This is a genomic window from Fulvimarina pelagi HTCC2506 (assembly GCF_000153705.1).
GTDB lineage: Bacteria > Pseudomonadota > Alphaproteobacteria > Rhizobiales > Rhizobiaceae > Fulvimarina > Fulvimarina pelagi.
On sequence record NZ_DS022272.1, the window covers coordinates 1,474,826 to 1,492,190 of the forward strand.

At 61.1% G+C, this 17,365-nt stretch carries 14 protein-coding genes; 7 read left to right on the forward strand and 7 right to left on the reverse strand.

From position 1 onward, the window contains the following. Positions 1-183 precede the first annotated feature (183 nt). From FP2506_RS06955 to FP2506_RS06965, 3 genes are all read right to left on the reverse strand, one after another. Positions 184-1,518, reverse strand: coding sequence for a L,D-transpeptidase family protein (locus FP2506_RS06955; protein WP_007066714.1), 1,335 nt, complete (start codon positions 1,516-1,518; stop codon positions 184-186). 310 nt (positions 1,519-1,828) lie between these two features. Beyond that, entirely contained in the window at positions 1,829-2,338 is a 510-nt protein-coding gene (gene ldtR, locus FP2506_RS06960) for a transcriptional regulator LdtR (protein ID WP_007066715.1), read from the reverse strand. Between the two features lie 240 nt (positions 2,339-2,578). After that, complete coding sequence (locus FP2506_RS06965; RefSeq protein WP_007066716.1) at positions 2,579-3,034, reverse strand: DUF6163 family protein; 456 nt, start codon at positions 3,032-3,034, stop codon at positions 2,579-2,581. 223 nt (positions 3,035-3,257) lie between these two features. Between FP2506_RS06965 and hemB the strand changes: the two genes are divergently transcribed. Next, the gene (gene hemB / locus FP2506_RS06970; protein ID WP_007066717.1) at positions 3,258-4,283 is read left to right on the forward strand and encodes a porphobilinogen synthase; all 1,026 of its coding nucleotides are present in this window, start codon (positions 3,258-3,260) and stop codon (positions 4,281-4,283) included. An 89-nt stretch (positions 4,284-4,372) separates the two neighbouring features. Here hemB and FP2506_RS06975 read toward each other — a convergent pair whose 3' ends face one another. Then, positions 4,373-5,425 carry an MBL fold metallo-hydrolase gene (locus FP2506_RS06975; RefSeq protein WP_244404140.1) on the reverse strand — a complete coding sequence of 351 codons (1,053 nt, stop codon included), beginning with the start codon at positions 5,423-5,425 and terminating at the stop codon, positions 4,373-4,375. A 258-nt stretch (positions 5,426-5,683) separates the two neighbouring features. On the opposite strand from FP2506_RS06975, the gene FP2506_RS06980 reads away from it, so the two are divergent. From FP2506_RS06980 to FP2506_RS06995, 4 genes are all read left to right on the forward strand, one after another. Next, a complete protein-coding gene (locus FP2506_RS06980) occupies positions 5,684-6,157 on the forward strand; it encodes an RDD family protein (protein WP_007066719.1) in 474 nt (157 codons plus the stop codon). Positions 6,158-6,308: 151 nt separating this feature from the next. After that, on the forward strand, positions 6,309-8,138 hold the full coding sequence (locus FP2506_RS06985; RefSeq protein WP_007066720.1) for an SLC13 family permease: 1,830 nt from the start codon (positions 6,309-6,311) through the stop codon (positions 8,136-8,138). 16 nt (positions 8,139-8,154) lie between these two features. After that, the gene (locus tag FP2506_RS06990; RefSeq protein ID WP_040488996.1) at positions 8,155-8,904 is read left to right on the forward strand and encodes an arginyltransferase; all 750 of its coding nucleotides are present in this window, start codon (positions 8,155-8,157) and stop codon (positions 8,902-8,904) included. A gap of 60 nt (positions 8,905-8,964) precedes the next feature. Next, entirely contained in the window at positions 8,965-9,915 is a 951-nt protein-coding gene (locus FP2506_RS06995; RefSeq protein WP_007066722.1) for a DMT family transporter, read from the forward strand. Between the two features lie 36 nt (positions 9,916-9,951). Here FP2506_RS06995 and FP2506_RS07000 read toward each other — a convergent pair whose 3' ends face one another. Together FP2506_RS07000 and parC are read right to left on the reverse strand one after the other, a co-directional pair. Beyond that, positions 9,952-10,566 (reverse strand): GNAT family N-acetyltransferase, encoded by a 615-nt coding sequence (locus FP2506_RS07000; RefSeq protein WP_040489506.1) that lies wholly within the window; start codon positions 10,564-10,566, stop codon positions 9,952-9,954. A gap of 441 nt (positions 10,567-11,007) precedes the next feature. Then, positions 11,008-13,260, reverse strand: coding sequence for a DNA topoisomerase IV subunit A (parC, locus tag FP2506_RS07005; RefSeq protein ID WP_007066724.1), 2,253 nt, complete (start codon positions 13,258-13,260; stop codon positions 11,008-11,010). Between the two features lie 220 nt (positions 13,261-13,480). Here parC and FP2506_RS07010 point away from each other — a divergent pair, with 220 nt between their 5' ends. Next, complete coding sequence (locus tag FP2506_RS07010) at positions 13,481-14,737, forward strand: hypothetical protein (protein ID WP_007066725.1); 1,257 nt, start codon at positions 13,481-13,483, stop codon at positions 14,735-14,737. A 72-nt stretch (positions 14,738-14,809) separates the two neighbouring features. Next, positions 14,810-15,355 carry a 2'-5' RNA ligase family protein gene (locus FP2506_RS07015; RefSeq protein ID WP_007066726.1) on the forward strand — a complete coding sequence of 182 codons (546 nt, stop codon included), beginning with the start codon at positions 14,810-14,812 and terminating at the stop codon, positions 15,353-15,355. Between the two features lie 48 nt (positions 15,356-15,403). On the opposite strand, the gene aspS is transcribed toward FP2506_RS07015, so the two are convergent. After that, positions 15,404-17,191, reverse strand: a complete 1,788-nt coding sequence (gene aspS, locus FP2506_RS07020; protein WP_007066727.1) for an aspartate--tRNA ligase — start codon at positions 17,189-17,191, stop codon at positions 15,404-15,406. Positions 17,192-17,365 lie beyond the last annotated feature (174 nt).

The window sequence follows — 17,365 nt, forward strand, 5'->3', positions numbered from 1 at the left end:
CGCCGTTTAGTAAGGTGCCGCTCCGTTCGGCCGCGTCTCGGGTCTGAGCCACAAAGTCGCATACCTGAGAGCAAGCTTTCTATCGCAGTTGTAGTGAAGCGCCCCGGCACAACCGGTCCGACGGTCTGGCGAGGAAGACCGTCGCATGGCCTGATCCGGGAGCTTCTCGCGAAATGATCCGGATCAGAAGCCGTCGCCCTGTGCATACGGATTCTGCTGGCCGTCTGCATAGGCGGTTGTTGTGAGTTCGCTCATCGCCAACTGCTCGGCGCCGTCGCGGTGGTAGATGTCGTCGCGGAACTGGACGACGTTTGGATCGGTCGCCCAACCCGTCACATAGGTAAAGTAGACCGGCACGGGGTTTGCGAGATCAATGTCTTCGCGCGAACGCGCGGAGATGACCCGCTCGATCGCCTGACGATTCCAGTTCGGTTCGTCCCGCGCCAGCCAGACGATGAGGTCGCGCACGTTTTGAACACGCACGCAGCCGGACGACTCGAAGCGCATCAACTCGGAGAACAAGCCCTTCTGCGGAGTATCGTGCATGTAGACAGCGTGCTCGTTCGGGAAATTGATCTTCACCGATGCCATCGCGCTGTTCGGTCCCGGGTTTTGACGGAACAAGTAACTCACAGCCTCATCGGAACTCCAGTCGATCGACTGTGGCGGCACCTCCTGCCCGTTACCGTTGAAGATGTGAATGCCGTTGCGCTGCAGATAGGTCGGATCCTGGCGGACCAACGGGATGATGTCCTTCCGCACGATCGATGCCGGCGCATGCCAATATGGATTGAGATTGAGATTGGTGATCTTCGAAGTAAGGATCGGTGTCTGCCGGTCCACCTTGCCGACGACCGCCGTATGGCGCTGCACGATCTGCCCGTTCTCCACTGCCTCGATCGCCGCGGCCGGAATGTTCACCATCACGTAGCGATAGGGCAGCTGTTCCTGGAGCTGGTTCTGCAGGCGCGCCGCATTGGTCTGCAGCTGGAACAAGCGCAGGTCGGCCGGAACGTTGAGCGCCTTGTAGGCATGCTCGCCGACCACGCCGTCGGCCGGCAGACCATGCCGGGCCTGGAAGCGCTTGACGGCTGCCTCGACATAGGTGTCGAAAGCCGGCGATCGCGAAGCCTGCGGCGAGAGATCGCCGGAGATCGCGAGGCGTTGGCGCAGAACCTCGACGTCCGGCGTGACCTCCCCGAGCTTCAGGACGTAGCGGGCAGGAACCGTCGGCCAGCCGCCCTGGGCGACGATCTGGTTGTAGGTCTGCATCGCCGCCTGGGTCGAGTATAGGGTCTGCTGGGAAAAGATCGGGTTCAGGGACGACACCTCTCGCGCGCTCGAACCGCGAGTATCGAACTGATCGTCCCAATTGCCGCGTCCGCGCGCGCCGAGCAGGCCGTCGAGGCCTGACTGGGCCGACGCGAAGCCTGTCATACCGAGGCCGAGGGCTGCCGTAGTACCGGAAAGAAAGGCGCGGCGGGTCGTGCGGCCCGGTATGAGATTGCGCTTCGTCATGAGTGTCGTTCCCCTCGTCGTGATCTTTCAGTCGGACAGACTTGCCCCTCGCGCTCGCCGAAAAGTTATCGGACGAGGCTTTCGCCACCCCTTAGGCGTATAGGGAGCCTGACGGATATGGGCGCGATCATCCAACTCAATGCGGCGAAAGGAAGGATAAACTCCAGTCATCGCGGACCTTGAGACGCGGTGCCCAGCTAGTCCCAACTTTCTTCAGAGCTCATTGGGAAACGGCCTCGCTCCCTATGGAAGCAAGGCCGTTCTGGGGAACGCCAGCGATGTAGGTTCAAGGGGTCTGCGAAGCTGGTAATCAGAGCCGATAGACGATCTGGTCGTTCCAAAAGCGATCGAGACGCTGGAGCGACTTGTTCATCTTGGAGAACTCCTGCTCGTCGAGGCCGCCGACCTTGTCGATCGATCCGATATGACGCTCGTAGAGCTCGGCGACGACATTCGCGATCTCCTGCCCGCTCTCGGTGAGCGAGATGCGGACCGCGCGGCGGTCGACGCGGGACTTCTGGTGGTTGATGAAGCCGAGGTCGACCAGCTTCTTCAGGTTATAGGACACGTTCGAGCCGAGATAGAAGCCACGGCTGCGAAGCTCGCCAGCCGTCAAGGTCGCATCGCCGATATTGAACAGGAGCAGCGCTTGTACGGCATTGATGTCGGTGCGGCCCTGACGCTCGAACTCGTCCTTGACCACGTCGAGCAGACGCCGATGCAGGCGTTCAACGAGCTGGAGGGTTTCGAGATAAAGTGACTTCAGATCGCCATTGGCGCTGACATCGGCGAGGGAGGACTGGACGAGATGCTGGTTCATGACTTGACTCCACTGTCGGGGCGATGAGTTCTTTTTCCGCCTCATCTTGAGACCCGTTCTAGCGAGCGCCCTCTAAAATTCGACTTAAACTACAAGCTTAACAAGGTTTTACGGCAAATACCTGCATTTCGTCCTTAATCAAACCTCGCTGAATTCTTGACAAATTCTGATACTGAAAAGTCTTTCGAGGTTGTTTACGACAATCCTTCGCCTGTTGCTGGGCGTTGCGCAATAACATTCTCAGAGCACTCGTTGCTTTGCGGCTCTCGCTTTCAGGCGGTCGCGGTGCGCGAGGAACCGCAAGGCGCCGAACATCGCAAAGCCCCAGATGTGGAGTGCAAGCAGCAGCAGCCGTGATCCAAAAAGGACCGGAAACCCGAACGACATCACAAGTTCGACAAAGATGACCAGCGCCCAGACAACCGGCGCCCAGCGCGCCGTCATCCAAAGGCTGATGCCGGCGATCGGATAAAGAACCGCGAGGATCGGGACGGCGATCTTCCACCAGATCGGCATAAGGTCGAACCGCGGAGGGATGTTCACGAAGACCGAGGCGATCGGATCGAACCCGACCAGCGCGGCCCAGTAGCACAAGGCGAGGAACAGCACGTAGACGGAGAAAATCCGAAGAAGAGTGACGGTAAGGAGCCGGTTTAACCCGACCTCCGGAGTCTCGGTCGGAATTTCGATCGTCATGCCATTCTGCCCAGCATCTGGATCATCGAGACAGCCTGGCTCACGAACCAGAACGCCTTTGCCCTTCCTTCAGCGAATGCACGCCTTCGCGCGCACCGCATTTTGTCCCGCGGACCATTTGCCCCTTTGCGCCGATACTATAGGCAGAAGAAGCGGTGTGATACCCGCGTGAAGCGATTACGGCCTGCGATCCGCTGCGGGCGACACATACGATGTGGATGCAATGACTGGCAGAAACGTGACCGAGGTTTCCAAACGGATCGAAAATGCGACGAACGGGTTGCGCATGCGCCGGCTGCGGCAGGCCGACTGGTCGCGACGTCTGGTCAGGGAAAACCATCTGAGGCCGGAAGATCTAATCTGGCCAATATTCGTCAAGGACGGAAACGAGGCCGAGCCCGTCGCCTCAATGCCCGGCGTCTCGCGCCAGTCGATTGCCGGCTGCGTCGATGCTGCCAAGCACGCGGCCGATCTTGGCATTCCGGTGATTGCCCTCTTCCCTTACACCGATCCCGCGCTGCGCGACGAGACAGGAAGCCAGGCTTTGAACCCGGACAATCTCGTCTGTCGCACGGCGCGAGCGATCAAGAAGGCGGTTCCTGAGATCGGCATCATGTGCGATGCCGCGCTCGATCCCTACACGAGCCATGGCCATGACGGCGTAATGGATGGCGAGCGCATTCTGAACGACGAATCGGTCGAGCTTCTGATGCAGCAATCGGTCATTCAGGCCGAGGCAGGCGCCGATATCATCGGCCCGTCGGACATGATGGATGGCCGCGTCGCGTGCATCCGTTCCGCGCTCGATGATGCTGGCCTTCGCGATACGCTAATCATGGCCTATTCGGCGAAATACGCTTCGGCCTTCTACGGCCCATTCCGTGACGCGGTCGGCTCCAACGCCATGCTGAAGGGCGACAAACGCACCTATCAGATGGATTTCGGCAATGTGGACGAGGCGATCCGCGAGGCCGAACAGGACGTCGCCGAGGGCGCCGACATGATCATGGTGAAGCCGGGTCTCGCCTATCTCGACGTCCTCTCGCGGATCACGCAGACACTCAACGTTCCCACCTTCGCCTACCAGACCTCAGGCGAATACGCGATGATCATGGCCGCCAGCCAGAACGGCTGGATCGACGGCGACAAGGCGATTGTGGAAGTCTTGACTGCATACAAGCGCGCCGGTGCTTCCGGGATCCTGAGCTATTTCGCGCCAAAGATTGCGGCAGAATTGAAGGCTGTCTGACTTAGCATCCGGGGCTCGGTACATGGACGGGACAGGACCAGCCTTGATCGCCACTGGGCCAATCTCAGCTGAAAGATCGGGTGGTCCTGTCAGCCGGGAACGTCGAAGGTCTCGCCGGCGATCAGAGGCCGAAACCGATCGCGGGCAATGCTCCGTGCGTCCAGCGCGGCGTGCAGGCTCTCGCGAGGCTCGGTGATCGCCTCGTTGGTCAGTTGGAATGTCGCCCAATGGTGGCCGATTGCATAGGCCGCATCGAGAAGCTGGAAGCCGACGACCGCTTCCTCCGGGTTCTGATGCTGGGGGCGCATGAACCAGCGAGGCTCGTAGGCACCTATGGGAAGAACGGCGAGGCGGACCGGACCGTGTTTCTCGCGCGCGGCGCGATAGTTCCGGCCATTGTGAAAACCGGTATCTCCGACGAAGTAAATGCGCCCGGCGGGGCTCTCAACCATGAAGGACGACCAGAGTGCCATGCGCCGGTCCGTCACGCCGCGGGCTGACCAGTGGTGCGTCGGTTCGCAGTGAACGCGCAAGGGTCCGATGTCAGCGACATCCCCCCAATCCTGCGAAACAATGCGCATGCCCGGCACCCGGTCACGCACGATGGTGTCGTTGCCGAGTGGCGTGCAGACCAACGGATTGTCGCGCTGGGCAAGTCTTGCCAGCGTGTCGAGATCCAAATGGTCGTAGTGATTGTGGCTGAGGAGGATGAGGTCGATTGGCGGCAGGTCGTCGAAAGGAATGCCAGGCTCGCTTACACGCTCCGGGCCGGCAAACCCGACGGGAGAGGCGCGATAGGAGTAGACGGGATCGGTGATAATGTTGAACTCCGCAACCTGAATCAGAAGCGTCGCATGACCCACCATCGTCACACGCAAGGTTTCGCCCGACACCCGCGCAGGCGTTTCAGAGGCGCTCGGTTGCTGTTGCGGCCAACGACTTGGCCATTGGGCAGCATTGGTACCAAGCTTCCAGCGCAGGAGGTCGGCGAAGCCCTTCGGCTCCTCGCCGCCCGGGTTGAAGAATAGGGTCCCGTCGAAATGATCGCTGGGCGGACCGTTGTAATATGGATTTCCACCGAAAGCCCGGGCAGCGGTCAGACCGCCGCCAAGCGTGACCCCGGCAATGCCTAAGAATTTCATTACACTTCGCCGGTTCATTGCAGGTTCCGTCTCGCCCATCGCCCGTCCGCCCTAGGGCAACGATCAGTCCAAGTCGATGCGAATTTTGCAGATATATGCAATGGAAATGCTTCCGACACGCCATTAGGGGCGAAAACTGCTGGGATGCGACAGTCTCTGTCATCCGCCATCAGGTCCAGCGCCAGCACTTACTGCGTTGAAAACCGGTCCATCGCCCATCATTTCTTAACCACAACGAAAGCAACCCGAGAGACGACGATGGACCGCACTGCGCCTCTGTACGAAACGCCAGAAATCGCGACTGCTCTAGATGAGCCGCGCCTTTACCGAAGCGCCCTCAGGCGCCGTAGCGCGGCCTTTCTCGTAGATTACGCGTTGATCCTTATGCTCTCGATCCCCGCCGCAATCGTCATATTCTTTCTCGGCATCGTCACGCTCGGCCTCGCGTTTGGGCTCTACGCCATCCTGCTGCCCGCGATCGCGGTCGCCTATATCGCGTTCACCATGGGCGGCGAGGCGCAGGCAACACCGGGGATGCGGTTGGCCGATCTCGAAGTGCGGCGCCTCGACGGCGGCAGGGTCGATCCGACGCTAGCCGTTTTGCATGGCGTGCTTTTCTGGACCTCGACTGCCATCTTGACACCGGCCATCGTGCTCGTCGGCCTATTCACGCGTCGCAAACAGCTGTTGCATGATCTTCTTCTCGGCACCGTCGTATCGCGACGGCGCTGAAATCCACGATCCAATGAAATGCCGTTCCTCCGTAGATCATTCAGGGAGAACGGCTTTCCACGCGTACTGCTAGCCGGTACCATGCCCCCGCCTTGCGTTCGGGCAGTGCCCCCTTGATAACCGAGGGGTATTGCAAGCCTCGCGGGTGGATATGGATTCACTTCACATTTGGGTGACGTATGGTCTGATCGCGCTCAGCGTTGTGGGCTATGCCATGGAGCGGTGGCCTATCGAAGCCGTCGCGGCGGGCTCGCTCAGTCTCTTTCTGATCTTCTTCGCTGCATTCCCATTCGTCACGCCAGACGGAACGCGGCTGACGACGGGTGATCTTCTCTCCGGCTTCGCCAACCCTGCACTGATCACCGTGTTGTGCCTCCTGATCGTCGGTCAGGGCTTGTTCGCAACCGACGCAATGGCGCATCCCGCCCAGTTCTTGACGAGGGTCGGCGGTACAGCCGGGCGCTCCACCATAGTGCTCGTACTCACATCCGCCGCCATCCTCTCGGCCTTCCTCAACAACACGCCCGTCGTCGTGATCTTCATTCCGATACTGACCGTGATCGCGACCCAGCGCGCGGTGCCAGCCGCACATGTCTTCCTGCCCCTCTCCTACCTTTCCATCCTCGGCGGGATGACGACCCTGATCGGCTCTTCCACAAATCTTCTGGTCGCGGGTGTCGCCATGCGGTCGGGGATCGAGATCGGTTTTTTCGAGATCACGATACCCGGTGTCTGTCTGGCGGTCGCTGGCGGTCTATACGTCCTGAAGATCATGCCGCGCTTCCTGAAGCCGCGCGATACGGGGGATGCGAGAGCCATCGATGCAGGCGGCAAGCAGTTCCTTGGCGAGATCGATATTGACGAAAGCCATCCCTTCGTCGGCCTGACAGCGACGGCTGGTCTCTTCCCCGGTCTCGCCGAACTTACCCCGCGAATGATCCTGCGCGGCGCCGAGACGATCCTGCCCCCATTCGATGACGTTACGCTCACGCCCGGCGACCGCCTCATCGTCACGGCTTCGCGCAAGGCGTTCTCCAAGGCCCTTTCGAAAGGCAATCTCGCGGTCCGTACCATCGACCCGACATCCGGCGCGCAGAACCTCGAGCGCACCCGCAAGATCGGGCCGGACATGGTGATGGCGGAGGCAGTCGTGGCGCCAGGGTCCCGTTACGCCGGCCGCACCATGCAGTATTCTGGGCTTCGCACCCAGTTCGGCATTACGCTTTTCGGCCTGCAGCGAAAGAATCGTATGGCCCGCTCGACCCTTTCCGATATTCGGCTCGAGCCCGGAGACACACTGCTCCTGTGCGGCCGCCAGTCATCAATCAACGATCTACGCGGCAACCACGATCTTCTGCTGCTCGAATACTCCACCCAGTCGGTACCGCAATCTTCGAAGGCGGGTGTCGCCGCCTCGATCTTTTTCGCGATCGTTGCGATCTCGGCCTCTGGCGCGATGCCCATCGAAGTTCTGGCCTTCGTCGGAGCCGTCATGATGGTGGCGACGGGGTGCCTCACCGTTGGAGAGGCGGCCCGCTCCTTCGACCGGTCGATCTTCATGCTCGTCGGCGCCTCGATCGCTGCGGCGACCGCGCTCGAGACGACTGGCGGCGCGGAGCTTCTCGCGAGCGGCATGCTGGCAGCGCTGACCGGCGCATCGCCCATTTTCATTCTCTCGGGGCTTTTCCTCGTCATCGCGGTCCTGACGAACTTCCTATCGAACAACGCGACGGCCGTGCTTTTCACGCCCGTGGCGCTTGATATAGCGGCGAAACTCGACGTGTCGCCCATGCCTTTCCTCGCCTGCGTCATCTTCGCGGCCAATGCATCCTTCGCCACACCGATCGGTTACCAGACCAATCTTCTCGTGATGGGACCGGGCCGATACCGCTTCACGGACTTCGTCAAAGCCGGCCTTCCCCTCGTCGTTCTGATATGGTTATGCTTCACGCTTGTCGCGTCTTTCTACTACGAGCTCTGAAGAGCGGTGATCAGCCTTGACGGTCCACCATCCGCAATCGCCGCAATTTTTCCTGACCTCACCCTCCCCATGTCCCTATCTGCCAGGTCGGGCCGAGCGGAAGGTCTTTACTCATCTCACCGGTGAACGGGCCCCGGCCCTTCTCGACCTGCTCAGCCAAGGCGGCTTCCGACGTAGTCAGAACATTGCATATCGGCCGGCCTGCGAGCGGTGCCGGGCTTGCATCTCTGTGCGCATCCTCACCGACGAGTTCCGCCCCGGAAAGAGCTTCCGACGCATCCTGAACCGGAACGAAGATCTCGTCTCCTTCGAACGCAACGCCGAGCCGACGAGCGAACAATATTCGTTGTTTCGCAGCTATATTGATGATCGGCACCTGACTGGCGGCATGAGCGAGATGAGCGTTCTCGACTACGCGATGATGGTGGAGGACAGCCAGGTCGAGACGCGAGTTATCGAATATCGCCGCCGCGTCCCGGGCGCTGTCGGCGCAGAAGCCGAGACTGGCGAACTCATCGCCGTCGCGCTGAGCGATGTCATGTCGGACGGGCTCTCGATGGTCTATTCGTTCTTCGAGCCGGACGCAGCCGAACGCAGCCTTGGAACCTACATGATCCTCGATCACATCGAGCGGGCACTCAACATGGGGCTTCCCTACCTCTATCTCGGCTATTGGGTGGAGGGATCACCGAAGATGAACTACAAGATCCGATTTCAGCCTCAAGAGCATCTGATGCCGAAAGGCTGGGAACGCTATCGCGGCTGAGCACCGGCTCGTCGAACGACTTTGATCGCGGCGCCCGCTGCGGAACGACGACTGGAGCCCATGCCCCGATCGACCTCGTCCATCGCTCACGGAATAGGTGCGTCCACACACGCAACGGAAACCGACGATTCGAGCCGCATCGGCCTGATGATCGTCGCGATCGGTGGGCTCGTCCTCTCATTCGACATTCCGCTCATCCGGCTTTCGGAAAGCACCTATTGGTCGGTGCTTCTGCTTCGCGGTTTGCTCATCAGCGGCGCGGCCGTCGCTTACTGGGCTTTCCGGCGCTATTGGCAAGGCCGTGCGACGCGTCTGATCGATGGCTGGAAGGGGCTGCTCGTGACCTGCCTCTACGCTGTTGGGGTGACGAGCTTTCTCATTGCAGTCTTCAACACGACGGCGGCGAACACGGTCTTCATCCTCGCCTTCAATCCCGTCTTCGCGGCGCTGTTCGGCTGGCTGATCGTCGGGGAGAAGCCCTCGCGCGTCACGCTCACGGTCATCCCGGTGACCATTCTCGGCGTCGGCCTCATCATGGGCTCGGGCTTTCAAAGCGACAACTGGATCGGCGACCTTGCGGCCCTCGCGGCGGCATTCTTCATCGCCATGGGCCTCGTCGTCTCGCGCCATTCGCGCCGCGACATGCGCTATGCCTCCGCGCTCGGCTCGATCGTCCCGGCGATGGTGGCGATCCCCTTCGTCATGGGGGAAGGATTTCAGTCCGAGGCGCCAATCTGGCTCGTTCTCAATGGCGCCGTGGTCGTGCCGATTGCCCTCGTATGCCTTGCGGCCGGACCGATGTTCATCGCAGCACCGCTCGCAGCCCTTGGCTATCTGCTGGAAACCGTCTTCACGCCGATTTGGGTCTGGATCATATTCGGCGAAGAACCAACGAGCTTTGCGCTCCTCGGAGGTGTGCTCATTCTGGGTGCGCTTGCTGTCCAGGCGGCTGACGAACTGCGTCGCGACCGGAACCGGAAGCTCGCCCGCAAGCTAAGCTATCAGCGCTGAAGGCGGGTGTGCCGGCCTCATCGCACCACTGAGCGCTTACCGGATAGATTCTCGAAAGATCGGGATGTGTGGCGCGGCAGATTGGTCGTATAACCCGGTTAGACGGGGATCCTCTGCCAGTTCGAGGAATTGCCGTACAGGGCGGAACCCAAAACGGCGATAGAAGGATACAGCCCGCTGATGGTCGTTGGTGTTGGTGTGCAGCCACAGGCGCTTTACTGACCGCTCGAAGGCGAACGTGACGACGCGCTCCATCATCAACGCAGCGGCGCCCTTGCCGATGTGTTCCCGTACGACGCCAAAATAGACGATCTCGCATGACCCTGGTTCGGAGAGGTCGAGTTCCGCGAACCCCGCATCCTCACCTTCGATCGACAGAACGAAGATCGCGGTCGTCGCAGAAGCAATCGCCGCGGCGATCTCATCGCTGGCCATCAGCAGCCGCGCATACCAGAGATGATCCCGCCCCACCGCACGGAAAAGCGATAGATATCGGTCGACCCCGAAGTCCGGCACGCGCTCAAACTGCCAGCCATCGGGCCACTGCGCTGGACTGCTCAATCGCCGATCCGCTGGAGACATCTCCATCACCGTCGCGATTGCTGCGAGCTTGCCGGGTGAAATGGCGGTGGTGCCGTCAGGAAGGGACACGGACATTCTCTCGAATCAAATTCGGCGGGACGCACCTGACCCAGCCGATCAAAGCCGTTCTATCGCCTTGAAATGTAACATCCAGTCGAACTGACTTGCGGTGGGACCGTGTCCACAACCTTGCGCGCCACTTTCGCCTCCGCGCAAGATTGCGACGCAAACGGGCGGAAGCTTGGCTTCACTTCAGCGAGAAGACCCCGGAGGTTCGGCCGCTTACAGATTGTGTTCGAGCGCCGGTTCGCCTGATTCTCGTGAAACGAGTCGAATTGCAAAGCTCCGCAACTTGGCGCTCGGAAGGTAGATCGCCTCTAGGATCACCTTCGGGCCGCATCTTGCGCCTGGTACTGCTTCTTGACGAGCTCGGCCATGAAGGGCGTATCGAATGCCTTCGTTAGCGATCGCTTCTAGACCGAATTAAGCAGATCGCGCGGACGGACTGTTTCAGCCGGCGAACTTGTTCGTCTTGGGGAAGCCCTTTGGCACGAGCCGCCCGGCCTGGGCGCGGTCGCCTTTCCATTCCATCAGCTCTTCGTCGCTGCGCAGGAATGCGCGCCCGGCGCTGTCGCTCCAGGTCAGTCCTTCCGAAAGCTTGAAGACCTTCGCGTCGGAGACACCGCCATCCTTGTAGCGCTGCAACCTGACGCCCTTTCCACGTGCCATTTGCGGCACCTGGGAAAGGGGAAAGACCAGCAGTTTCCGATTCTCGCCGACGATCGCCACGGTATCGCCCTCGCCGATTTCCTGTGCGAGTTCGACCACCGATCCTTTGCCGACATTCATCAGCTGCTTGCCTTTGCGGGTGCCGGAGATCATGTCGCCCTCGGTCGCGACGAAGCCCGTACCCTCGCTCGAGACCATCAGCCGCCTGCGCTCTGGCTCGGCGGTGAAAGCGGCGGCGATATCGTCCTTGTCCTCGAGATCGAAGGCGAGTCGGATCGGATCGCCCTGCCCGCGCCCGCCTGGCAGCTTGTCGGCCTGCATGGTGAAAACCCGGCCATGCTTCGAGACGAAGAGAAGCTTGTCCGTCGTCATGGCATGGAAGGCGATATTCAGTCCGTCGCCCTCGCGGAAGGTGAGGTTCGAGAAGTCCGCCAGATGGCCTTTCATGCCGCGCAGGAAGCCCTTTTTCGACAGAACGATCGTCACCGACTCCTTCTCGATGAGGGCGGTGGTGATATCGCCGATATCGTGGTCCGGCGCATCGGCAAACCGAGTGCGTCGCTTGCCGAGCTTGGTCTTCTTGGAGAAGGTCTCGCGCACGGCGCGCACCTCTTCGGCCACAGCGGACCACTGCTTCTCGGTCGAGCCGAGCAGCGCTTCCTTCTCGGCCTTCTCCACCGTCAGCTGATCGAATTCGCGGCGAAGTTCGAACTCTTCGAGCTTGCGCAAGGACCGCAGGCGCATATTGAGGACGGCTTCGGCCTGCACATCGCTCAGGGTGAAGAAGCGCATCAGCTCCTGCTTCGGCTCGTCCTCTTCGCGGATGATACGGATCACGTCGTCGATATTTAGGAAGACGATGAGATAGCCGGCGAGGATCTCTAGCCGCCGCTCGATCTGCGCAAGGCGATGACGGGCGCGCCGCTCCAGAACCTCGCGCTGATGGGCAAGCCATTCGGCCAGCACCTCCTTCAGCGAGAGCACCTTTGGCACCTTGCCGCCGGAGAGGACGTTCATGTTGAGCGGAATGCGCGATTCGAGATCGGTCAGCCGGAACAGCGACTCCATCAGAATCTCGGGATCGACCGTCTTCGACTTCGGCTCGAGAACGATGCGGATATCTTCGGCCGATTCGTCGCGGATATCGGCCAGCAGGGGCAGCTTGCGGGCCTGCAGGAGTTCGGCGATCTTCTCGATCAGCCTCGATTTCTGCACCTGATAGGGAATCTCGTGGACGACGACGAACCATTGGCCGCGCGTCGCATCCTCACGCTCCCAGCGCGCCCTGACGCGGAATGAGCCGCGGCCAGTCTCGTAGGCCTGGCGGATCGTCGCGCGGTTGTCGACGATGACGCCGCCGGTGGGAAAGTCCGGCCCCTCGATCGAGCGCAGGAGCTGATCGACCGTCGCGTCTGGGTTCTCGATGATCTTCAATGCCGCGTCGCAGAGTTCGGCTGCGTTGTGTGGCGGAATGTTCGTCGCCATGCCGACTGCGATGCCGGACGAACCATTGGCGAGAAGGTTCGGGAAGGCGCCCGGAAGGACGACCGGTTCCTCGTCCTCCTCGTTGTAGGTGGGGCGGAAGTCGACCGCGTTTTCATCGATGCCGCGCAATAGCAACGTCGCGACCTCGGTCATCCGCGCTTCGGTGTAGCGCATCGCGGCGGCGCTATCGCCGTCGACATTGCCAAAATTGCCCTGCCCGTCGACGAGCGGATAGCGGACCGAGAAGTCCTGGGCGAGACGCACCAGCGCGTCGTAGATCGCGGCATCGCCGTGGGGGTGAAAGCGCCCCATGACATCGCCGACGATGCGCGCGCATTTTTTGTAGGCTTGTCCAGGATCGAGCCTCAGGACGCGCATGGCGTGGACGATGCGGCGATGGACCGGCTTCAATCCGTCCCGCACGTCGGGCAACGCCCGTCCCATGATGGTCGACAGGGCATAGGCGAGGTAACGCTCTTCGAGCGCCTCGCGGAGGTCGACCGGCTGAATCTCGCCGCCGCCTGAAGGTGGATCGACTGGCTTTCCCATGCGACTCGTTGTGAACGATCGGGTCCCGACGAACAAGGGCATTGGGACGCGGTCGCCCCATGAGCGTAATTGTCGACGAGTTTTCCCACGACGATGTGGCCGACTGGACATCCGCCAGCGTCGTCACCACCCTTTCGCTTTGAACCGATCGCCCTAACATGGGCGGAGAGTTTTCCAGCGGTCCGGCGCGATGCTGCCGCTTCAACAAAGGGTATGATCGATGCGCAGGATTTCCGCAGGACTTTCGGCCGCGGCGCTCGCCAGCTTGCTCGGTACGGGCACGGCTCTTTCGGCCGACGCCGACGCGTTTGCCGAACGACTGAAGGAGGCATTGACCACTTCCGGCATGTCGATGACCTACTCCAGTGCGAGTTCCGAAGGCGACGACGTCGTCCTCAGCGGCGTCAGCATCGGGACGGGCGACGAGAAAACCGATGTTGGCGAGCTCACCTTCCAGAACGTCGCCGGTTCGACCGAGGAAGGCTGGACTGTCGAACGCCTGCCGATCGAGGATATCGAGGGCACTGACCAGAACGAGACGACGGGCAAGACCGCGACTTACGCCGTGCGCGAAATGAGCGTCGAGAATATCCGCATCGTCGGAACGTCGCCCGCCGAGGAAACGCCGGCAATCCTGCAAGCTTCGCCGCTATTCTTCGACCGAGCTAGCCTTGGTTCTGTGAACGTCACAGTCGAAGGTGACGACGCATTCACCCTTGACAATGCGATCTTCGCTAATGCGATCGGGGACGATGGCGGCTATACGGGTAATTTCGAGATCGAGAATTTCACCGCCTTCGTTCCCGAAGAGTCCGAGGACGGGTCGGCCGAGACCGTTCGCTCGCTTGGATATGAGCAGCTCTCGGGCTCGGCCAGCGGCGATATGAGCTGGGGGCTGGAAAGCGGCCGGCTCTCGCTGGACGGTCTTTCTTTCGACGTCGAAGACGCAGGACAATTCGACCTGTCCGCCGGCATCGGCGGCTACACTCAACAGCTCGTAAAATCCATCCAGGAAATGAACCGGCAGATGGAACAGAACCCGCAGAGCGGCGAAGGTGCGGGGATGGCAATGATGGGTATTCTTGCCCAGCTTCAGATCCAGGGCATTTCGATCGCCTTCGAGGACGACTCGCTCACCAAGCGCCTGATCGACTATTACGCGGAACAGATGAACCGTTCGCCACAGGACGTCATCGATCTCGCGGTTCAGATCGTCGAGGCCAATATCGCCCAGATCGGGGACGCGAACTTTCAGGGCCAGGTAACGGATGCAGTCCGCACTTTCCTTGAAAATCCGACCTCGATCCGGGTCGCCAGTGAGCCGCCACAGCCGATTCCGGTCATGCAACTCGTCGGCGCGGCGATGGGCGCCCCGCAAACCATTCCGAACGTCCTGCAGCTTCGGGTGCAGTCAAACGGCGACAGCAGCTCGGGCGAAGGCGGCTCGGACGATCCGAGTTCGCAGAGCGCGCAGTAGACCATCACAGGAGCCGGTCCGTGGGGCCGGCTCTTTTCCTTTCAGCTACGGGTCCGGAGGGCCGGCAGATACATGGTCGAAGAAGCGCCGTTGATCCTGACATTGCGCTTCGATGACGAAAGCTACGAGCGCTTTCAGAAGCTCAGGCAGGAGTATTTTCCCCCATCGAAGAACTTTATTCCGGCTCATCTGACCCTGTTTCACCACCTGCCCGGAGACGAGCTTGAGATGGTGACTGGGCATCTCGACAAAACGATCACCGAATGGCGGCCGATCAAGTGCCGTGTCTCTGGCCTGCGCTTTCTAGGCAAGGGCGTTGCCTACGAAATCGACAGCCCTCAGCTGGAGCGGTTGCGCGCCAATCTTGCGGGTCATTTCTATGACCATCTCACCGCGCAGGACAGACACCGGATCAAGCCGCACATCACGATCCAGAACAAGGTCGAGGCCTCGGTCGCCAGAAAGCTCTACGAAGAGCTCGACAGCGAGTTCGAGCCATTCAACTTCGATGCGACCGGGCTGTTGCTCTGGTTCTATCGCGGCGGACCCTGGGAGTCCGCCGGCGAATTCCTGTTCTGCCACGAAGGTCCAGAAGTTGACGGCACTCTCGATGCCTGAACAGGGCAGAGAGAGCGACGGAAAGCAGTCGGCCCGGCGACCCGCCTATTATTCCTTCGCCTTAGGCGCCATCCGCAGCCCCAACTCCCGCAGCTGGGCAGGGCTCGCCTCGGCCGGTGCGCCCATCAACAGGTCGAAGGCCTGCTGGTTCATCGGGAAGAGAGCGATCTCGCGCAGGTTCCGCGCCCCACAAAGCAGCATGACGATGCGGTCGATGCCGGCTGCCATGCCGCCATGGGGCGGCGCGCCGTACTGGAAAGCGCGATAGAGGCCACCGAAGCGCTCCTCGACCGTCGCCTGATCATAGCCGGCCAGCTCGAACGCCTTGACCATCGTCTCCGGCACCGAGTTGCGGATACCGCCCGAGGCGATCTCGAAGCCGTTGCAGACGACGTCATACTGGAATGCCTTGATCGACAGTGGCTCCTCGTTTTGAAGCGCATCCATCCCGCCCTGGGGCATCGAGAACGGGTTGTGGGCGAAATCGATCTTCTTCTCGTCTTCGTCATATTCGTAGAACGGGAAGTCGACGATCCAGGCAAGCTCGTAGCGGTCGCGATCGACGAGGTTGAGTTCTTCGCCGACGCGCGTACGCGCAGAGCCGGCGAAGGCCATGAACTTCTCAGGGCGCCCGGCGACAAAAAAGCAGGCGTCCCCGCTTTCGAGACCGAGCTGAGTGCGGACGGCCTCCGTGCGCTCAGGCCCGATATTCTTGGCAAGGGGGCCAGCGCCCGAGATTTCGTCGCCCTCCGCGCGCCAGAAGATGTAGCCGAGGCCGGGCTGGCCCTCGCCCTGCGCCCAGGAATTCATGCGGTCGCAAAAAGCGCGGCTGCCGCCGGTCTTCGCCGGAATCGCCCAAACCTCGACCTTCTCGTCGTTTGCGATCATGTTCGCGAAAACCTTAAAGCCCGAGCCGGCGAAATGCTCGGTCACTGCGCTCATCTCGATCGGATTTCTCAGGTCCGGCTTGTCGGTGCCGTACTTGCGCATGGATTCGGCATAAGGAATGCGCCTGAAGGTGTCCGTCACCGGCTTGCCGTCGGCGAACGTCTTGAAGACGTCGCGGATCACCGGCTCCATCGTCTGGAAGATGTCCTCCTGCTCGACGAAGCTCATCTCCACGTCGAGCTGGTAGAATTCGCCATAGAAGCGATCGGCGCGCGGATCCTCGTCGCGAAAACAGGGCGCGATCTGGAAATACCGGTCGAAACCGGAGATCATCAGAAGCTGCTTATACTGCTGCGGTGCTTGGGGCAGCGCGTAGAACATGCCGTTGTGAAGGCGCGAGGGCACCAGAAAGTCGCGCGCGCCCTCGGGAGAAGACGCCGTCAGGATCGGCGTCTGGAACTCGGTGAAGGCCGCGCCTTGCATCAGCTCGCGGATCTTCGAGATAATCTTCGTGCGCCGCATGATGTTCTTGTGCAGCGTCTCGCGGCGCAGATCTAGAAAACGGTATTTGAGACGGATGTCTTCGGGGTATTCCGGCTCGCCGAACACCGGCAGCGGCAGTTCCTTGGCGGGCGAAAGCACCTCGATCTCGCGGGCGAAGATCTCGATATCGCCGGTCGGCAGTTTCGGGTTCACCGTCTCGGCCGAGCGCGCCTTCACCTCGCCATCGATGCGGATGACCCATTCCCCGCGCACCGCTTCGGCCGTGCTGAACGCCGGCGAGTCCGGATCGACCACCACCTGAGTCAGTCCGTAGTGATCGCGCAGATCGATGAACAACAGCCCGCCATGGTCGCGAATGCGGTGAGCCCAGCCGGACAGGCGGACGGTGTCGCCGACATGGGCGCTGCGCAGATCGGCGCAGGAATGGCTGCGATAGCGGTGCATGGAGGATTCGTTCTCTCAGATGTCTTGTGATCCGCTCTGACGGGCCGTACTGCAGCGCTCAGTGAGGGCGCGGAACGGGCGGCGGATCGTATGGAAAATCGCGCCGGACAAGCGCATTTGTCGTCGCGGATGTCAAGTTTTCATGGGCAAAGGTCGGGCCTCTGCTTTTTTATG